We start from the raw sequence: 17114 nt of genomic DNA, 5'->3' as shown, positions 1-17114 counted from the left end.
TACACCGGCCGCTTTACCCCAACTCCCCAACGTCCTCTTGTCGTTGGCAGGCCAAAGCCTTACGTTAAGCGACAGGTTAAGCACGCTTAAGTCACCTGCTCAACCACTCAGTCGCAGCCATACGGTCGCTGCCGCGTCGCCGTCGCCGGGAGGTCCTCGTGCTCCGAGCCCTGCTCACCCGCCACGCCCGCTCCGTCACCGCCGCGCTCCTCGCGATCACGGCCCTGATGACGATGGCCAACGCCGTACCCCGCTGACACCGGTCGCCGCGCTCCGCTCAGAACTCGGCGGTGTCCAGGTCGAAGCCGAGGGGTGCGGGCAGGGGGACGACCAGGCCCATCTTGTGCTGGGCACCCTTGGCGTATTCGTCGCCGGAGGGCTCCGAGTACACGGTCACCTGACCCTCCTCCCGGTCGATGAGGAGGTAGACGGGGATGTTCGCCCGGGCGTAGCCGTGGATCTTTTTGTCCCGGTCCTTGACGGCCGTGCTGTCGGAGGTGACCTCGGCGACGAGGAGAGCGGCGGACGGGTCGTGCCACTCCTCCTGGTCGCCGAAGCTCCCCTTGGGAGCGATGACCAGGTCGGGGATGACATGGCCTGTCTCTGATGCGCCAGGAACATTCAGGCCGATGCCCGTGAAGTTGCGCAATGAAGCGTCGCCGGCTTTCCGGCCAACCTGATGGTTGACCTCCGACACAATCTCCTCGTGCTCCCCGTTGGCCGGAGGCGTCACGCAGATCTCCCCTTCGATCAGCTCCACGCGCCAACCCTCGGGGGCCGCCGCACTGAACAAAGCGAAGGCCTGCTGCACACTCGCGCCGCCCATGGGCAAGAGCCCCTCGTCGTCACCATCAGGATCGTCGTAGGGACCGGAAATGTGCTCGCCCTGGTATCCCGGCATGATGATCGGCTCCGCCGTCGTCATGACAGACCTCCGTTCGCTCAGCACGACCGTCTCAGCTTAGGCCGGAAGCTCGCGGAGGGAATCCGGAGCCATTCACTCGAACGAGCGTGCTGTCACGTTTCTGTGCGGGACGGACTCGTCAGTCAGCCAGTGCCGCCGCCGTCACGTGGACGAAGGCCTCCGGGTTGTCGAGCATGATGTTGTGGCCGCAGGCCGGGACCGGGACGACGGACACGCCGGCCTGCGTGAGGGCGGCCGTGCCGGGGAGTGGACCGTCCGCCTCGGGATGGACGTACGTGCGGGGGATCTTCAGGTCGAGCAGCAGTTCGCGCATGGTGGGGCGGGTGCCCCGGGCCAGGCGCGCGGCGCTGCGGTAGAGGGCCTCGGGACCGACCAGCCGCATGGTCGACCACCACTGCTCTCCGGCCAGTTCGGCGAACTCCTCCCGGCCGCCCGCGAGGAACTCCTCCTCGGAGTACGCCGCGATGCCGTTGCTCCCGACGGCGCCGTGCGTGGGCGGGAGCGGGTCGAGGTTGGAGTCGATCATCACCAGCTTCCGCACCAGGCGCGGGTGCCGCGACGCCAGGACGATCCCCACCGAGCCGCCCATGCTGTGCGCGATCACCTCGGCGCCGCCGACGTCCGCCGCCGTCAGGGCCCGTGCGAGCGCGTCGGCGTGGGCCTCCAGGGAGTAGTCGAAGTCCGTGGGGCGATCGCTGATGCCGTGCCCGAGCATGTCGACGAACAGGGAGCGGCGCCCCGCGAGCAGGGGGTGGGCCGCCACCGCCGTGAAGTACGCGGCCGACGTGGCCCCGAGCCCGTGCACGTACACACGGCTGGGCTCCTCCCCCGGCCACTCGACCCAACGGATCCGGTCCCCGGCGTCCGTGACCACCGCGTCACGCATGTGTTCCCCCTCGCTCGAACCGGTCGCCCCGCATTCTCTCTCCGGCCCGCTCGCCGTCGAGGTCGCGCCCCCCTCAGTCGCACACCCTTCGGTACGGCGCGTCCGGTACGTACGTCTCCCACTCGCTCCTCGTCAGGTCCTCGTTCCCGGCGCGGGCGCAGACGTGGGTGATCGCGCGGGTGGGGTCGACGGTGTGGCGGTGGAGGGGAACGTGGTTGCCGCCTGCGTAGAGCGTGGCGTTGTCGGGGCTGAAGGCGAGGGAGGCGATGGGCTCGCCGGGGGAGGGGAGCGGGCCGCCGAGGGGCTGTTGGGTGGTCGTGTCCCAGAGCTGGATCGTGCCGGCGTCGCCGCCGACGGCGAGGGTGTGGCCGTCGGGGCTGAGGGCGAGGGCGCTCACTGCCTCCGAGGTGTCGCCGAGCGGGGGCGGGAAGACATTGTGCAGGACACCGGCGCGGCGGCGGAGGTCGCCGTCCCACAGGGCGACCCGGCCGGTGCGGTCGCCCGCCGCCACGCGGCTCCCGTCGGGGCTGACGGCGAGGGCGCTGATGTGGTCGCCCTGGACGAGGTCCAGCGCGACGCTCCGGCCGGTGCTCTCGCGGGCGACGCGGTTGTCGCCGACGACCAAGTGGTCGTGGGGGCTGAGCGCGAGGCGGGGGCCGGCCAGGTCCGTCCCGGTGAGGGAGTCCGTACGGCGGCGGGTGGCGGTGTCCCACCGCTCGTTGCTCGGTTCGCCGTCGGCCGGGGTCCGGGTGGTGAAGAGGGTGCGTCCGTCGGGGGCCAGGGCCAGGGCCGTCACCGCCGTGGCGGACTCCGTGCGCGCCAGGTCCAGCGCGCTCTGTTCGCGGTCCCGGGCCAGGTCCCAGACGGTGAACCGCTGCGGCGCGGCCCGCCTGCCGGGCGCGGTGACCCCGTAGACGAACCGGCTGCCGTCGGGGCTGAACGCCATCTGCGGGACGGCGTCGCCCGGTGTGAACGGCGGGCCGTCGGAGGCGGTGGTCGTGACCGGCTGGGGCGGTGGCGGGGGCGGCAGCGTGCGGACGAGGCGGCCGCTGTCGGTGTCGCGGAGTTCGAAGCCGAAGCCGGTGCCCGTGCGTTCGGCGGTGGCCAAGACGCGGCCGTCGGGGCTGAGCAGTACGCCGTCCATCGGGCGGTCGCGCCAGGCGGCGGTGACGGTCGCCGTCAGGTCGAGGGTGTGGGCGGTGCTGCCCTCCAGGTAGCGCAGGGCGGGTGCACCGGGGTCCCAGGCGAGGCGGCCGTACAGGTTCTGGTTGTTGAGGGAGTGGCGCAGGACGGGGGCGGCCGGGGCGGACAGCCGCCACACCCTGATCTCGTCGGCGGAGCCGAACGTCGCGAGGAACCGCCCGTCCCGGCTGAGCGACGCGGACAGCACACCCGGGTCGCGGACCTCGGCGACCCGGCCGCCGGTACGGGTGTCCCACACCCGCGCCCGGTCCCCGGCGATGACGGCGAACCGGCCGTCGGCGCCGAACTCCAGCGTGGAGTCGGCGCCGCAGACCCCTTGGGCCCGCTCCCACGCTCCGTGCACGACCTGCCGCCCGCCGACCTCCCGGACCTGCGGCGCCCGTCCCGTCGGGCACACGGCCACCAGCCGGTCGTCCGCACTCACCGCCACGTTCGCTCTGGTGACCCCCCGCTCCTCCGACAACACCGCGCCGTCCGCCACGGCCCGCACCCGTACGACATCCGCGCCGGAGCCGGAGCCGGAGCCGTAGGCCGAGTCGGAATCGGAGGCCGCGTGAGAGTCGGTGTCAGGTTCGTCCACCACATAGCTGCGCCCGCTCGCCCCGAAGGCGATCCCGTCCCGGCCCGGCGCCAGTGGCGGGCCGGAGGTCCAGTGCCCGGCCCGCAGGTCCCACAGCCGTATCCGCCCGTCCGCCGCCGCGATCGCCAGGACCTGTGCGTAGGGGCCGGCGGCCAGGACCTCGCCCTCGGGGAGACGGCCGGAGCCCGTGCTGCGGCGGGTGCCGAGGTTCCAGGTCCGCCAGGTGCGGTCGTCGACGCTGAGGAGGGTGTGGCCGGAGTCGGCGAGGAACCGCTGGGAGCGGTGGCCCGAGGCGGGGTCGCTGAAGGCGTCCTGTTCGGGCTGGGTGAGGGAGCCGAGCAGAGTCCGGCGGGTTTCGGCCAACGGGGCGATCCGCCAGGCGGCGACGCCCAGCAGCAGGGCGGCCCGGGGTTCGATGGTGCGCAGCCCTTCGGCGACGGCGGCGATCCGGCGGGCGGTGTTCTCCGTCCGCCGGCGCTGGTTGTCGTCGTGCTGCCGCCAGGCGGCCAGGCCGGTGACCAGCGTCACCGCGAGGACGGCCGAGAGGGCGCCGACGAGCTGGCGGGAGCGTCGGGTGGAGCGGGCGGCGGCCCGTTTCTCCGCCTCGCGGGCTTCGAACGCGGCGGTGAGGAAGGACCGTTCGACCGGCGCCAGAGCGGGGTCGCCGTCGTGGTCGGGAAACATCTCCTCGGCACGGGCCAGGCGGGTGCCCCGGTAGAGGGTGCCGGGGTCACGGCCGTGCGTCAGCCAGGCGCGGGTGGCCTCGGTGAGCTGCCGATGGTGGCGCAGCCGTTCGCGGTCCTGCTCGATCCAGCCGTGCAGCCGGGGCCAGCAGGTGATCAGCGCCTCGTGGGCGAGGCGGACGCTGTCCTCGTCGACGGTCAGCAGGCGGGCGCGGGCCAGCCGCTCCACCACCACCGGTGTGTCGGGGTGCGCGCACCGCTTGAGGTCGGCCCGGGTGAACGGGCGCCCGGTGTCGACGGTGCCCCGCCCCGGCTCGACCAGCCGCAGCAGCAGCAGCCGGGCGACGGCGGCCTGGGGCGCGGACAGCTGCCCGTACACCTCCTCGGCGGTCGCCGCTATCGCGCCGTTCAGTCCGCCGGCCGCCTCGTACGCGGCCGTCGTCAGCATGCGGCCCTTGCGTCGCCGCCAGGTCTCCAGGAGAGCGTGCGAGAGCATCGGCAGCGCGCCGGGACGGTCGAGCACCTCGTCGACGACCGTCGTGGCCAGCGACCGCTCCACCAGGACACCGGCCGCCAGCGCGGGTTTCACCACCGCGTCCCGTAGTTCGTCCGCGGTCATCGGGCCGACCGGCAGCCCGGCGTGGCGCAGCGCGTCGGCCAGTTCCGGGTGGTCGGCGCAGCGCGGGTAGAAGTCGGAGCGTACGGCGATGACCACCCGTAGCCGGGACGCGGGGTCCCGGGCGGTCAGCAGCAGCTCGATGAAGCGGGCCCGCTCCGTCTCGTCCCGGCACAGGGTGAAGACGTCCTCGAACTGGTCCACCACCACCCAGCTCTCCGGCTCGCCCTTCGCCGGTGCCAGCAGATGCCCGTACGTCTCGGCCGGCCTGGCTCCGGGCGTGAGGATCCGCAGTACGCCCTCGCCCCCGGTCATCTCCCGCCTGACGCGGGGGAGGAACCCGGCCCGCAGCAGCGAGGACTTGCCGCTGCCGGAGGCGCCGAACACGGCGGCGAACCGGTGCGCGGACACCAGCCGGCAGAGCTCCTCCAGGGTCCGGTCACGGCCGAAGAACAGCTCGTGGTCGTCCGATTCGAACCGGGCGAGGCCCCGGTACGGCGCCGGCCCGTCCCCTTCGTCGTGGACGGGAGCGGCCGCGACCGCCGCCTCGGCCTCTTTCCAGCGCGTCTCCCACTCGCCGGGGTCGCCCCCGCAGGCACGCGCATACCCCTGGACGACCGCCCGGGAAGGCAGCCGCTCCCCGGCCGCCGCCTGCGACAGCGTCGTCGCGGAGAACCCCGCCTCCTCGGCCATCGCGCGGTACGACGGACTGCCGGCCGCCCTGCGCAGCTCCCGCAACTCATGGGCGAGCTGTTGCACAGGACCGGCAGCCGGGTCGACGGGTCTTTCCGGACGTCCCACAGACCTACCCACTCACGAACTATTACGGCATTTCCGACACTTACGGCATTTCTCGATACGTCAAGTAGAGCCGGGCCGGGGCATCAACATACGTATCCCGCTGACCAGCCGAAACCCTGCGGCCGCAAAGTGTGGCGTTGATGACAGCGGCGGTACGCGCCGCCGAACAACCCGGAACCGTTGGCCGGCTTTGATTGCCCTGGTGAGAGTAGGTGTCGATCAACTCTCCGCTTGTCAGTCTCTGTCCCGTCAAGCCGGATCAGCCGGCGTCCCCCGCCGCTGAGCAGTCTCTGCCCCGCAGAGCCGGATCACCGGCGTCCCCCGCGCAGAGCAAGTGGAGAGAACCGCTGATGTCCCAAGCACTGAAGAGCAGGAAGTCCCGCCTCGGCCGCCTCGGGCGTTTCGCGCTCGTCGCGGCCAGCGCCGCCGCGCTGACCATCGGGCTGACCACCAACGCCCACGCAGGCGTACTGACCCCCCTGCCCGAGAGCACCACCACGTTCCAGAAGACCTTCCAGCCGGTCTTCGACTACGACACGGACAGCTGTTTCCCGGTCGCCGCCATCGACCAGTGGGGCAACCTCAACGGCGGCCTCGACGACAGCGGAGCCATCACCGGCCAGTGCCGCGACAACCACCTGGGCAAGGCCAACGTCTACTCGCGGGCCAAGTGCAACAACGGCTGGTGCGCGATCGTCTACACCGAGTACTTCGAGAAGGACATGTCCTGCACTGGATGCACCAACACGTCGCACCGCCACGACTGGGAAGCCGCCGTGATCTGGATCCGGCAGGGCGCGAGCACGCCCTCGTACGCGTCCGTCTCCGCCCACGGCAACTACACGACCAAGAACTGGAGCGAGGTCCCGAGGGACGGGGTCCGTCTCAAGGTCGTCTACCACAAGGGGAGCAATGTGATTGACGTGGGGACCCACTCCTTCCGCTTCGCCAAGTGGGGCGAGACCGCGGAGGCCTGGGGCGACGGCGGCTGGGACTTCCCGCGCCTGGTCACCTGGACCAGGTTCCCGGCCGGCTTCAACGGCGTGAACCTCCAGAGCCGGATGCAGAACGCCACCTGGGGCAACGCCAACTTCCCGCTGAAGGACGGCCGCTACAACAACGAGCTCAACGCGGCCAAGAACGGCCCCGCCGCCGGCATCCCCTTCGACGTGTGGGCCGCCGGCTGACGGACACAGGAACGGACGCGGAAAGGATCCGGCCCCGACGGCACTCCCCCCGCCGCCGGGGTCGGCCCCTTCATCACGTAAACCCATTGAGTTCTCCACCACCCCCTGTGACCCTCTTGTCAGTGACATGACTTAGTCTTCGCACACGCGTCACACGCGCCGCACAGGTCGAACACACCGGCCCCGCGCGACGACGCGCCCATTTCTTTCGTTCCGGGGGGTTCGAAACACGTGCGTATCCGCACTCTTCCGGCTGCCACCGCACTGGCAGTCCTCTTCAGCTCCGCCGCGCTCACCGCCGGCACGGCCGCACCGGCCGCCGCCGACAGCAGCAGGCCCATCGCCGTCTCGTCGCCGTCCGACACGGTGGTGGACGCCAAGCACCAGCGGCTGTTCATCAGCGACCGGGACAGCAACAAGATCGTCGTCACCACCTACGCCGGTGTGGTCGTCGGCCAGATCACCGGCCTCGCACAGGTCAGGGACCTCGAACTCAGCCCGGACGGCGCCACGCTGTACGCGGCCCTGTTCGGCGCCGACAAGATCGTCGCCATCGACACGGCGACGCGGACGCAGACCGCCGAGTACGCGACCGGCACGAACACCGACCCGTCACGGCTGGCCTTCGCCGAGGGCAAGCTGTGGTTCGCCTACGGCGACCAGTGGGACTCCGGCCTCGGCGTGGTCGACCTGACCGCCGAGACCCCGACGGTCACGCTGGACCTGGCCGCCGGCCACGACTACGCCAGCCCGCCCCAGCTGTACGCCGACCCGGACAACCCGGGCACGCTCGTGGCGCTCGACGCGGGCATCAGCTCCGGCCCGGTCATCGTCTACGACATCTCCTCCGGTACGCCGGTGATCCGGGTCTCCGCCAACAAGGGCGGCTTCCCCAACGACGCGGCCCTCACCCCGGACGGCACCCACCTGGTGGTGGCGGGCAACAACAACCGCGCGCTCACCGAGTACCGCCTCTCGGACCTGGAGCAGACGCGTACCTTCGCGGTGCCGGACGAGCCGATGGGCGTCGACATCGCCCCGGACGGCACGGTCGCGGCGACGATCTCCGACTTCGACGGCAAGGGCGACACCTACGTCTTCGCCAAGGGCGCGGAGCAGCCCGCGAGCGTCCGCGACCTCCATCCCTCGTCGCTGTGGAACGACAACGGCGTGGTGTGGGCCCCCGACGGCCAGAAGCTGTTCGCGCTGACCTCGTCGTCGGGCGCGACCACGTTCCACGTCGTCGACGCGCCCCGCAAGTACACCGGCACGCTCACCGTGAACGCCCCGTCGACGGCCACCCGCGCCAAGAAGCTCACGGTCAGCGGCAAGCTCACCTCGAACCTGGCGCTGCCCGCCGGCACCCCGCTCACGGTCACCCGTACCGACATGGAGTCCCCGAAGGGCAAGTCGCTCGGCACCAAGACCCTGGGCACGGGCGGCAAGTTCTCCTTCACGGACACCCCGCCGGCCGGCGGCAAGGTCACGTACAAGGTGACGTACGCGGGCGACGCGGACCACACCGCCGTGTCCGCCTCCGACGCCGTCGAGGTCTCCCGGGCGACGCCCACGCTGTCGCTGGACAAGAACCGCAAGACGTACGCGTACGGCGCGGACGTGAAGTTCACCGCGCACCTCGGCACGACCCACAAGAACCGCAAGGTCGAGATCTGGGCCGACCCGTACGGCTCCGACAAGCCGAACAAGCTGGTGAAGTCGGGGACGGTGAACTCGAAGGGGAACCTGTCGGTCACCGTCGACCTCAAGCGGGACACCAAGCTGTCGGTGAAGTTCGCGGGCGACGCGCGCTACAAGGCGAGGACCGTCACCAACACCGTCTACACCAAGGTCAAGATCTCGTCGTCGATCTCGGGCCACTACAAGACCCGGACGGCCTGGGGCCAGAAGTACCACTACATCCGCAAGTCCAAGGACCCCGTCCTGAAGACCACGATGACGTACTACCCGGGCCGCCAGCAGCGCCTCCAGCTGCAGTTCCACTACCAGGGCGCCTGGCAGGACTGGGGCTCCGAGTACTTCCCGCTGGGCACCTCCGGCGGGTCCGACATCACCCTGACGGGCACCCCGACCACGGACGTCCGCCTCCGCTTCCGCTCGGAGTACCACGACACGACCTCCGGCGACAACGTCAACACCACGACGTACGGCGCCTGGAAGTACTTCATCTACACCAGCTAGGCGAGCGGGCGCACCGGCGACCGACACCCAGCGGCACGACGGCGAGCGCCGCCGGACGGATCCACGGATCCACCGGCGGCGCTCGCCGCTTTCGCGGGTGCGGCCGTGCGGTGGGCTTGGCGCGGCCGTACGGCGGACCTGGTAAGGAAGGAGTCATTCCGAATGAATGCGAAAGCGGTCTCCCTTACCTGCCGGTACGTGTGACGATACGGCTCCGCCGAAACTTGAGACCTCAATCTGAGGTCACGGCCGCAAAGGAAACAGGACATGACCACCCCTGTGCCCTCCGCCCATACCCCTGTCCCGCCAGAGGCTTCGGCCGGGCGGCTGCTCGTCGTGGACGACGAGGAGGGGATCCGGTCCATGCTGACCATGGCCCTGGAGTTCCTCGGCTACCAGGTGACCGCCGCCGCGACCGGACGCCAGGCGCTGCAGACCGTCACCCGGTACGACCCCGATCTGATCCTCCTCGACGTCAACCTCCCCGACCTCAGCGGCTTCGAGGTGTGCCGGACCCTGCGCGACCGGGGCAACGCGGTCCCGGTCCTGTTCCTCACCGGGCTCGGCGGTGTCGACGACCGGGTGCGCGGCCTGGACATGGGCGGCGACGATTTCGTCACCAAGCCGTTCGAGCTGAAGGAGGTCGCCGCCCGCGTCCGCGCCCTGCTGCGCCGGGCCGGCGGCGGCCATCCCGTGCCGCCCGGCCGCAACCGCCTGCGCGCCGGCGCGGTCCAACTCGACGCCGACGCCCACCAGGTCTGGGCCGCCGGCCGCCCCGTCGAGCTCACCACCACCGAGTTCGCCCTCCTCCGCTACCTCATGGAGAACCCCGGCCGCGTCCTGTCCCGGGGCCAGATCCAGGAACGCGTCTGGAACCACCGCGACGAGGGGTCCGGCGTCGTCGACACGTACATCTACTACCTGCGCCGCAAGTTGGGTGAGCCGGGCCAGTCCCTCATACGGACGGTCAGGGGGGTGGGCTACCAGCTGTGCACCAACTGAGCGAGCGGCCTCCGGGGGGAAGGGCGGGCAAAGGCGGCGGGGGCCGCCGCCGAGAGCTGGACGGCGTGGACGTGGACGGGCTGGTCGGATGAGTGGATTCACCGGGCTGGGCGAGAACATCAGGGCGGCCGGGCTTCTCGCGTCCAGTGACAGCCCGGGACCCCGCCCGGGCCGCCCCCTCCCACCCGTCGAGCGGCCGATCCGCCCCCATCGCACCGGCCGGCGCACCGTCGGCCTCTGGCTGATCGCCACCCTCACCACCCTGGGCGCGGTCGCCGCCCTCTCCGCCCACACCCTCGCCCAGCACCTCACGGCCCGCACGGACCAGGAGATAGCGAGAGCCAGCGGCTACGGGGGGTACGGCGGCTTGGGGGTTCCGGGCTGGGGTGCGCTTCCGGGGGCGGACTCGGGGTCGGACTCGGGCTTGGGTTCGGGGTCGAAGTCCGGATCCGGTTCGGGTTCGGGTTCGGGTTCGGCGGAGACGTCATCGTCATCGTCGTCGGCTCCACGCACCGATCCACTCATCGGTCCGCTCATCGGTCCGCTCCTCGGTCCGCTCCTCGACAAGGACGGCCTCGTTCTCGTCCTCGACGCCCGGGGCAGGGTCGTAAAGCGGTACCCGGGGTCCGAGGGGCTCCCCCCGTTCCCCGCGCTCACGTCGGCCCGGCTGGAGGCGTACGCGGCGCGGGCGAACCCATCGGCGTTCGGGGAGAGTTACCGGGCGAAGGTGGTGCGCGCGCCGAAGGCGGGCCGGAGCCAGGAGGGCGGCTACATCGTCACGGCCAGGTCGACGGCGGACGACCGGCGGGCGGTCGAACGCCTCCTCCAGGTCGAGACGGCCGCCGCGCTCCCCCTTCTCGGCGCCGTCCTGTTCGGCGCCCGCCGCCTCGGCCGCCGTGAGGTCAGGGAACGGCAGGACACCGAGCGGCGGCTGCGGGAGTTCATGGCGTCCGCCGGGCACGAGCTGCGCAACCCGCTGACCACGATCTCCGGGTACGCCGAACTCGCCCGGGTCGGCGACCCCGCGTACGAACCCATGCGGCAGGAGGCGCTCGGCCGTATCGCCACCGAGGTGGGCCGGATGAGCACGCTCATCGACGAGCTCGTGCTGCTGACCCGCCTCGACCTCGGCCAGCCCCTACAGCTGACCTGCGTCGATCTGGCCCAGCTCTGCCGCGACGCGGTCTCCGCGGCCCGCGACTGCCACCCCTGCCATCCCGTACGGCTGCTGCTCGCGCCCGGCGACCACACGGTCACCGGGGACCCGTTGCGGCTGCACCAGCTGGTCGCCAACCTGCTGGCCAACGCGCGCGTCCACACACCGCCGGGTACGACGACCACGCTGGGGCTCGGTACGGAGGACGGTTACCGGGTGATCGAGGTCCGGGACGACGGTCCCGGCATCCCGGACGACCTCCGCGCCCGGCTCTTCGAGCCCTTCGTACGCGGCGAGGAGCACCGGGCCGCCGGCAGCGGGCTCGGCCTCAGCATCGTCACGGCGATCGCGACGGCCCACGGCGGCATGGTCACGCTCGAACCGTCCGACCCGTCGCACCAGGGGGCGTGGTTCAGGGTGCGGATCCCGGCGTCGTCATGACCCGTCATAACCGACGGGTGGTGACGGGAGGTGGTTTTTGCCAACGGCTGGGGATTCTCTGATCATTCTCTGACCCGGCTCCGATCCGTTCCGGAGCCGCGACCGCTTAAGTGATCAACGTGCGATGTCCACCATGTGTATGAATGGTGTGGCCTCGTACAACTCCCCCTCCGAGGTCGGCCCGGCATTCGCCCTGATCGACGGCTCATCGATCTACGACGAACGGAACGACGGCTCATCGACCGGCTCGGCTAACCGGGTACGTGTTGGGCCGACCTCAACTCCCCGCCCCGCTCCCGCAGTTCGGCCAGACGCTGCCGGGCGTGCTCCAGGGCCCCGGCCCGCCGCCCCGGCACCCGGCCCCGCAACTCCACGAAGTCGGCGCCGAGTTCGTAGGCGCGCCCCGCGTCCGTGATCAGCCCCCACTGATGGTGCGCCCGGTCCACCGCCGCCTCGACCGCCGGATCCTGGGCGGTCCGCCCCGCCGCGAGCCGCGCCCTGGCGACCCCCATCCAGGCCACGCAGCTCCCCGCCGCGTCCCCCGCGAACATCGCCAGATCGGCCCGCACCTCCCGCCAGTGCAGCACCTCCTCCGACCCGTCCCCGAACTCCCGCAACGCCCCCTGCTCCCACCGAGCCGCAAGCCCATCGGCCTCGACATGCCGCCCCGCCTCGACGGCGACGGCGATGGCGCCATGGGGGTCGACGGCCACGCCATGGGGCTCGACGGCCACATTCTCAGCCCGTCCGGCTTCGACGGCGACGACCACATTCTCAGCCCGTCCGGCGTTTGAGGACGAGCCCGAAGGGCGATGGCGGGGGTCTGGGGGCGCAGCCCCCAGTGGACGGGAATGGGTAGGGGCGGCGGGGGCGAAACCACCGAGGGCACCCCCACCCCCGCCCCCCGTCGCATCCCACGCCAGCACCAGATCGCCGTACCCCCCAGTCCGCGCGAGCACCTGCTCATGAAGCACGGCGGGCACCGGCCGAGTCCCGCTCCGCAATATCGTCGCCAACGCCTTCATATACCCGGGCACACCCACCCCCCGCCGCATCCCCACCCCCGGCGGCGCGATCCGCCCGTACACACTCACCCCGGGCCCCACCGACAACGACTGCCCGGCCAACTGCCGCCACACCTCCGCATCGGCGTGCAGATCGACGAACAGAGTCGTGGACCCCGGCGTACGCAGCCGCAGTTCCTCCACGATCCAGTGCCAGGGGAACGCGGTGTAGCGCACGGTCGCCGGCGTCGTCCGCGCCAGCGCGAGATGCACGAGCCGCTGCTTGCGGTCGAGTTGGAGCTGCCCGGCGAGGTACACGGTGAGCGGCCCGGGCGCGGTCGCCGCCGCCCGCAGCCGGGTGAGGACGGCCTGTGGTTCCAGCGGATCGGCCAGCTCGACCACGTTCGCCGTACCCGTCCCGGACAGCACCTCGGGCGTGACGGCCGCCAGTACGGGAAGCACGGAGGCCGCGTCCACGAGGCACCCCTTGCCCATGGGCGAGGCCGCGAGCAGCAGCACTGTTCCGGGCATCGTTCCCTCCCCGTCGATCACATACGCCAGTCAGCACGGTAACCGCTGCGCGTGCAAACGGGGAAAGGAGCGGGCGAGGAGCGGGCGAGGAGCGCTCACTCCGGCCCCCCGGCCCCCTTCCCCAGCGGCGCCCCCGGCCCTCTCCGCACCGGCTCGGACGCCCGGCGTACGGCGAAGATCGTCGTGTCGTCGTCGAGGCCGCCGCCGGTGTGGGCGAGGACACCGTCACGGACGAGGCGGACCAGGGAGCCGGGGTCGAGGGCGGGCGGCCCGGCGGCGAGAGCGCGGACGAGGTACTCGCGGAGGGGGAAGAAGACGCCGTTCCCGTCGCGCGCCTCAGTCACCCCGTCCGTGACCAGGAGCAATGTCTCGTCGGCGGCGAGCCGCACCGTGGCCGCCCTGGGCGTCCGCGGCGCCAACTCGCCGAGTCCCAGCGGGAGTCCGTCCCACAGCGGCAGATACCGTACGCCGTCGGGGCGGACCAGGAGCGGGGGTTCGTGGCCGAAGTTGATGACGTCCACGGTGACCGCGTCGAGCCCCGTGATGTCCGGGCCCCAGTCGGTGCGCTCGCTGCGCAGTTCGGGGAAGTCGAGCAGGACGGCCGTCGCGAAGCGTTCGGAGTCGTCGCGGCCGACGTGCGCGCAGTACCGCACGTGCCGCACCATCCGCGTCTCCAGCCGCTCGGCCACGGTGACGGGCGCGGACTCGTGGAAGGCGGCCTCGCGGAACGTGCCCAGCAGCACGGAGGCCGCCTCCACCGCCGCGAGGCCCTTGCCCTGGACGTCGCCGATGACGACGCGGGTGCCGTACGGGCTGGGCTGGATGTCGTAGAAGTCGCCGCCCACGCGGGCCTCGCTGTCGGCGGCGAGGTAGATCTCCGCGTGGTCGAGGCCGCCGACGTCCGGGGGCAGCTGGCGCAGCAGGATACGGCGGGTGGTGTCGACGACGGCCCGCATGTGCAGCATCCGCTCCTGCCCGCGCAGCCGGACCGCGCAGGCCAGCACGGACAGGATGCCGCCGAGGGCGACGAGGATGAAGTCGGGCAGGCCGGTGCGTTCCTGATGCAGCCAGGAGTTGTCGCCCGCGACGTACGTGAGCATCGCGAGCCCCGCGAACACCGCCGTCGTCCGCACCCCGCAGACCGCGGCGGCCGTGCCCGGCACGAGCACCAGCCAGGAGATGACCCGGAAGTCGCCGCCGGTCGCCCAGTCGAGCACCGGTACGGCGAGCAGCACCACCAGCGGCGGAAGCCAGGCGAGGTCGTGCCCGCGGACCCGCAGCAGTTGCTGCCGCTCGACGGGGTCCGGCTCCCGACGCACACGCGGCACCGGCATCCGCATCCGCATGCCCCACAGCGAAACACGCCCTCCCCGCCCCCGCATCCCGACTTGCCAGCGGCCCCTCCCAGGTGTGCTCTGGTAATCGGGGCGGAGAGTCACGGGGGAGGCGCAGACGGGGAGGGACGGCAGACGGGGGAGGGACGGCGGGGCGGGAGAACGGGGGAGGGAAGAGAGGAGTGCTCCGATGGCGCAAGCGGCACCCACTCCGGGCCGGCGGCCGGTGATCCCGGGCGGACCCTCGGCTCCGGGCAGGCCCTCGGTTCCGGGCAGGCCCTCGGCTCCGGGCGGCCCCTCGGTTCCGGGGAGGTCGGCGGGGCCGGCCACACCCGATGTCTTCAGCGCACGCACGCACGCGCTCGCCAACCGGATCGTGCCCGTGGTCCTCGGCCTCGTCTACGGCTACTGGGCCGCGGCCATGAACCGCGACGCGGGCCCCATCACCGGCTGGAACGTCCTCTTCGGCTTCGTGACCGCGTTCGTGTACGCGGCGGTCCACATCGCCGTACTGACCGTGGCGCCCCGGCTGCGCCGCGAGCTCCACGCCCTCCTCTGGGCCGTCTTCGCGGGCTGCGCCTTCGGCTTCCTCTACAGCCAGGCGACCCAGCACACCGTGCTGCGCTCCACGGTCATGTCACTGGCCGTAGCGGCGGCGGTCCTCGCGGTGAACTTCTACCGCTACTACACGCACGAGGACGCGACGGGCCACCGGACGCGGTGACCGGCCACCCGTAGGGACGGGGAGACCGGCCGCGATGCCGTACGCGGCCGGTCTCCCCGATGCCGTACGCGGCGGCCGGCGCCGGCCACCCCGCCCGTACGGCTTGTCCTGTGGGGCCATTCGCAGTCACCCGGGGCGGGAGCGCTCGCGCGCCGATGGGCGGGGGTCTTGCCTGGAGGGGTGTCCCACCGCGCTCGCGGCACCCTGTCGGCCGCACTGACCGTGCTCGCCTGCCTGCTCGCGCCGGTGGGCGCGCTGGCCGCGTGGGCGACGTACGAGATCGCGGACCGGACCCGGTACGAGGCGGTCATGGCACCCCTGGCCGCCGACCCCGCCGTACGGGAGGCGCTCGCGGACGCGGTCGCCACCGGGATCCTGCGCGAGGTCCGGGTGGGACCGCCGCTACGGCGGCCGCTGCGGGACTTCACCCACGACGCGGCGCGCTCCTTCACGCGCACGGAGGCGTTCCGCACGGCGTGGCACCTGGCGAACCGGGCGGCGCACGACGCGGTGCTGACGGCGGTACGCGAGGAGGGGGCGTACGGCGGGAGCAGGGGCGCGGGCGGTGACACGGGCGGTGGCGGCGAGGCGCGGGCGGTGACGCTCGACCTCGCGCCGGTCGGCGAACGCGTCAAGCGTCAACTCGTCCGCGACCACGTGCCGTTCGCCCATCGCATCCCGGTCGCGCACACCGAGGTCGAGGTGCTGTCGGCCACGGAACTGACTCAGCTTCGGAAGGGATACCGCGTGCTCGAAATCGCCGCGTTCTGGCTCCCGGTCGGCGCGCTCGCGCTGGCCGCCGGTGGCATTCTCCTCGCGACACAGCGCCGCCGGGCCGTCTGTGCGACGGGCCTCGGCACCGCGCTCGGCGGCGCGCTGCTGGGTGTCGCGGTGGCCCTCGGCCGCCACCTCACCCTCGCGGACCTGCCCCCGGACGTCTCCCCCGCCGCCGCCGGCGCCGTCTACGACGCCCTCACCGCCACCCTGCGCACCGTGACCTGGTGGCTCCTGGCCCTCGGCGCCACCGTGGCCGCGACCGCCTGGCTCACCGGCCACCTCGCGCGACTTCGCCGAGCGTCCGCAACGCCCCCACCAACTCCGACAGAGGAACCGACGCGAGCCCGAGCCTGACGCAGTCGGAGGCGGAAGCGGAGGCATAGGGAGAGGCATAAGCGGAGGCAGATGTGAAGGCGGAAGCGGAAGCAGAGGCGGAGGCGGAAGCGGAGAGGGAAGCCGGTGTCCAGGAGCGCCCGCCCCGAGCACTCTCCCCCGGAACACTGAACGCCGACCCCGGGGTCACCGCCACCCCCCTCTCCGCCGCAGCCGCGCAGAACGTGTCCGCACGCCACGGCTCCGGCAACTCCCACCACACGTAGTAGGCCCGCGGATCCCCCCGTACCGCGAACCCCGCGAGATGCTCGGCGACCAGCCGTTGCCGCGCCGCCGCGTCCTCCCGCTTCGCCGCGACCAGCCGTCCGACCGTCCCGTCCCCGATCCACCGCACCCCCGCCTCCAGAGCGAACCGCCCCGCCGCCCAGCCCCCCGAACGCAAGGCGTCCGCAGCCCCCTCGACGCGCCCCTCCGGCACCACCAGAAACCCGACCGTCAGCCCCGGCGCCACCCGCTTGGACAACCCGTCCACCACGAACACCCGCTCCGGCGCGTACGCGGCCAACGGCGGCGGCACGCCCGCACCGGAACCAGAACCGGAACGGAAACCGGAGCTGTATCCGGAGCCCGCGCCCGCGCCCTCGCCCTCGCCCTCGCCCTCGCCCTCGCCCTCGCCCTCGCCCTCGCCCTCGCCCTCGCCCTCGCCCTCGCCCTCGCCCTCGCCCTCGCCCT

The 17114-nt window shown here is 72.3% G+C and carries 12 protein-coding genes; 6 read left to right on the top strand and 6 right to left on the bottom strand.

The window, feature by feature from the left end:
- Positions 1-277 precede the first annotated feature (277 nt).
- The 3 genes from ABT147_RS15330 to ABT147_RS15320 all read right to left on the bottom strand — a co-directional run bounded on the left by ABT147_RS15330 (position 278) and on the right by ABT147_RS15320 (position 5694).
- The gene (locus tag ABT147_RS15330; RefSeq protein WP_351406021.1) at positions 278-826 is read right to left on the bottom strand and encodes a Uma2 family endonuclease; all 549 of its coding nucleotides are present in this window, start codon (positions 824-826) and stop codon (positions 278-280) included.
- A gap of 217 nt (positions 827-1043) precedes the next feature.
- Positions 1044-1811 (bottom strand): alpha/beta fold hydrolase, encoded by a 768-nt coding sequence (locus tag ABT147_RS15325; protein ID WP_351405926.1) that lies wholly within the window; start codon positions 1809-1811, stop codon positions 1044-1046.
- 73 nt (positions 1812-1884) lie between these two features.
- Positions 1885-5694, bottom strand: a complete 3810-nt coding sequence (locus ABT147_RS15320; protein WP_351405925.1) for an nSTAND1 domain-containing NTPase — start codon at positions 5692-5694, stop codon at positions 1885-1887.
- A gap of 350 nt (positions 5695-6044) precedes the next feature.
- Between ABT147_RS15320 and ABT147_RS15315 the strand changes: the two genes are divergently transcribed.
- From ABT147_RS15315 to ABT147_RS15300, 4 genes are all read left to right on the top strand, one after another.
- Positions 6045-6881, top strand: a complete 837-nt coding sequence (locus ABT147_RS15315; protein WP_351405923.1) for an NPP1 family protein — start codon at positions 6045-6047, stop codon at positions 6879-6881.
- A gap of 231 nt (positions 6882-7112) precedes the next feature.
- The gene (locus ABT147_RS15310; protein ID WP_351405921.1) at positions 7113-9080 is read left to right on the top strand and encodes a YncE family protein; all 1968 of its coding nucleotides are present in this window, start codon (positions 7113-7115) and stop codon (positions 9078-9080) included.
- 267 nt (positions 9081-9347) lie between these two features.
- Entirely contained in the window at positions 9348-10082 is a 735-nt protein-coding gene (locus ABT147_RS15305) for a response regulator transcription factor (protein ID WP_351405919.1), read from the top strand.
- 88 nt (positions 10083-10170) lie between these two features.
- Entirely contained in the window at positions 10171-11679 is a 1509-nt protein-coding gene (locus ABT147_RS15300; protein ID WP_351405918.1) for a sensor histidine kinase, read from the top strand.
- A gap of 251 nt (positions 11680-11930) precedes the next feature.
- Here the strand turns inward: ABT147_RS15300 and ABT147_RS15295 are convergent, their stop codons facing one another.
- Entirely contained in the window at positions 11931-13214 is a 1284-nt protein-coding gene (locus ABT147_RS15295; protein ID WP_351405916.1) for a hypothetical protein, read from the bottom strand.
- A 95-nt stretch (positions 13215-13309) separates the two neighbouring features.
- Positions 13310-14560 carry a PP2C family protein-serine/threonine phosphatase gene (locus ABT147_RS15290; RefSeq protein ID WP_351405914.1) on the bottom strand — a complete coding sequence of 417 codons (1251 nt, stop codon included), beginning with the start codon at positions 14558-14560 and terminating at the stop codon, positions 13310-13312.
- 178 nt (positions 14561-14738) lie between these two features.
- Between ABT147_RS15290 and ABT147_RS15285 the strand changes: the two genes are divergently transcribed.
- Both ABT147_RS15285 and ABT147_RS15280 read left to right on the top strand, forming a co-directional pair.
- Entirely contained in the window at positions 14739-15272 is a 534-nt protein-coding gene (locus ABT147_RS15285) for a hypothetical protein (RefSeq protein ID WP_351405912.1), read from the top strand.
- 180 nt (positions 15273-15452) lie between these two features.
- On the top strand, positions 15453-16403 hold the full coding sequence (locus ABT147_RS15280) for a hypothetical protein (RefSeq protein WP_351405910.1): 951 nt from the start codon (positions 15453-15455) through the stop codon (positions 16401-16403).
- Here the strand turns inward: ABT147_RS15280 and ABT147_RS15275 are convergent.
- On the bottom strand, positions 16318-17114 hold a 797-nt coding region (locus ABT147_RS15275; RefSeq protein ID WP_351405908.1), incomplete at its 5' end, for an aminotransferase class I/II-fold pyridoxal phosphate-dependent enzyme. The genes ABT147_RS15280 and ABT147_RS15275 overlap by 86 nt on opposite strands.

The organism is Streptomyces sp. NPDC001868, from assembly GCF_040297125.1.
In the GTDB taxonomy this organism is placed as follows: Bacteria; Actinomycetota; Actinomycetes; order Streptomycetales; family Streptomycetaceae; genus Streptomyces.
Note: the sequence above shows the minus strand (reverse complement) of the source record. Positions and strands in the feature narration are given on the sequence as shown.

Coding starts and splice junctions, on each gene's coding strand:
- ABT147_RS15330 (WP_351406021.1), bottom strand. CDS start 826: ATGGGCGGCGCGAGTGTGCAGCAGGCCTTCGCTTTGTTCAGTGCGGCG.
- ABT147_RS15325 (WP_351405926.1), bottom strand. CDS start 1,811: ATGCGTGACGCGGTGGTCACGGACGCCGGGGACCGGATCCGTTGGGTC.
- ABT147_RS15315 (WP_351405923.1), top strand. CDS start 6,045: ATGTCCCAAGCACTGAAGAGCAGGAAGTCCCGCCTCGGCCGCCTCGGG.
- ABT147_RS15305 (WP_351405919.1), top strand. CDS start 9,348: ATGACCACCCCTGTGCCCTCCGCCCATACCCCTGTCCCGCCAGAGGCT.
- ABT147_RS15300 (WP_351405918.1), top strand. CDS start 10,171: ATGAGTGGATTCACCGGGCTGGGCGAGAACATCAGGGCGGCCGGGCTT.
- ABT147_RS15295 (WP_351405916.1), bottom strand. CDS start 13,214: ATGCCCGGAACAGTGCTGCTGCTCGCGGCCTCGCCCATGGGCAAGGGG.
- ABT147_RS15290 (WP_351405914.1), bottom strand. CDS start 14,560: ATGCGGATGCGGATGCCGGTGCCGCGTGTGCGTCGGGAGCCGGACCCC.
- ABT147_RS15285 (WP_351405912.1), top strand. CDS start 14,739: ATGGCGCAAGCGGCACCCACTCCGGGCCGGCGGCCGGTGATCCCGGGC.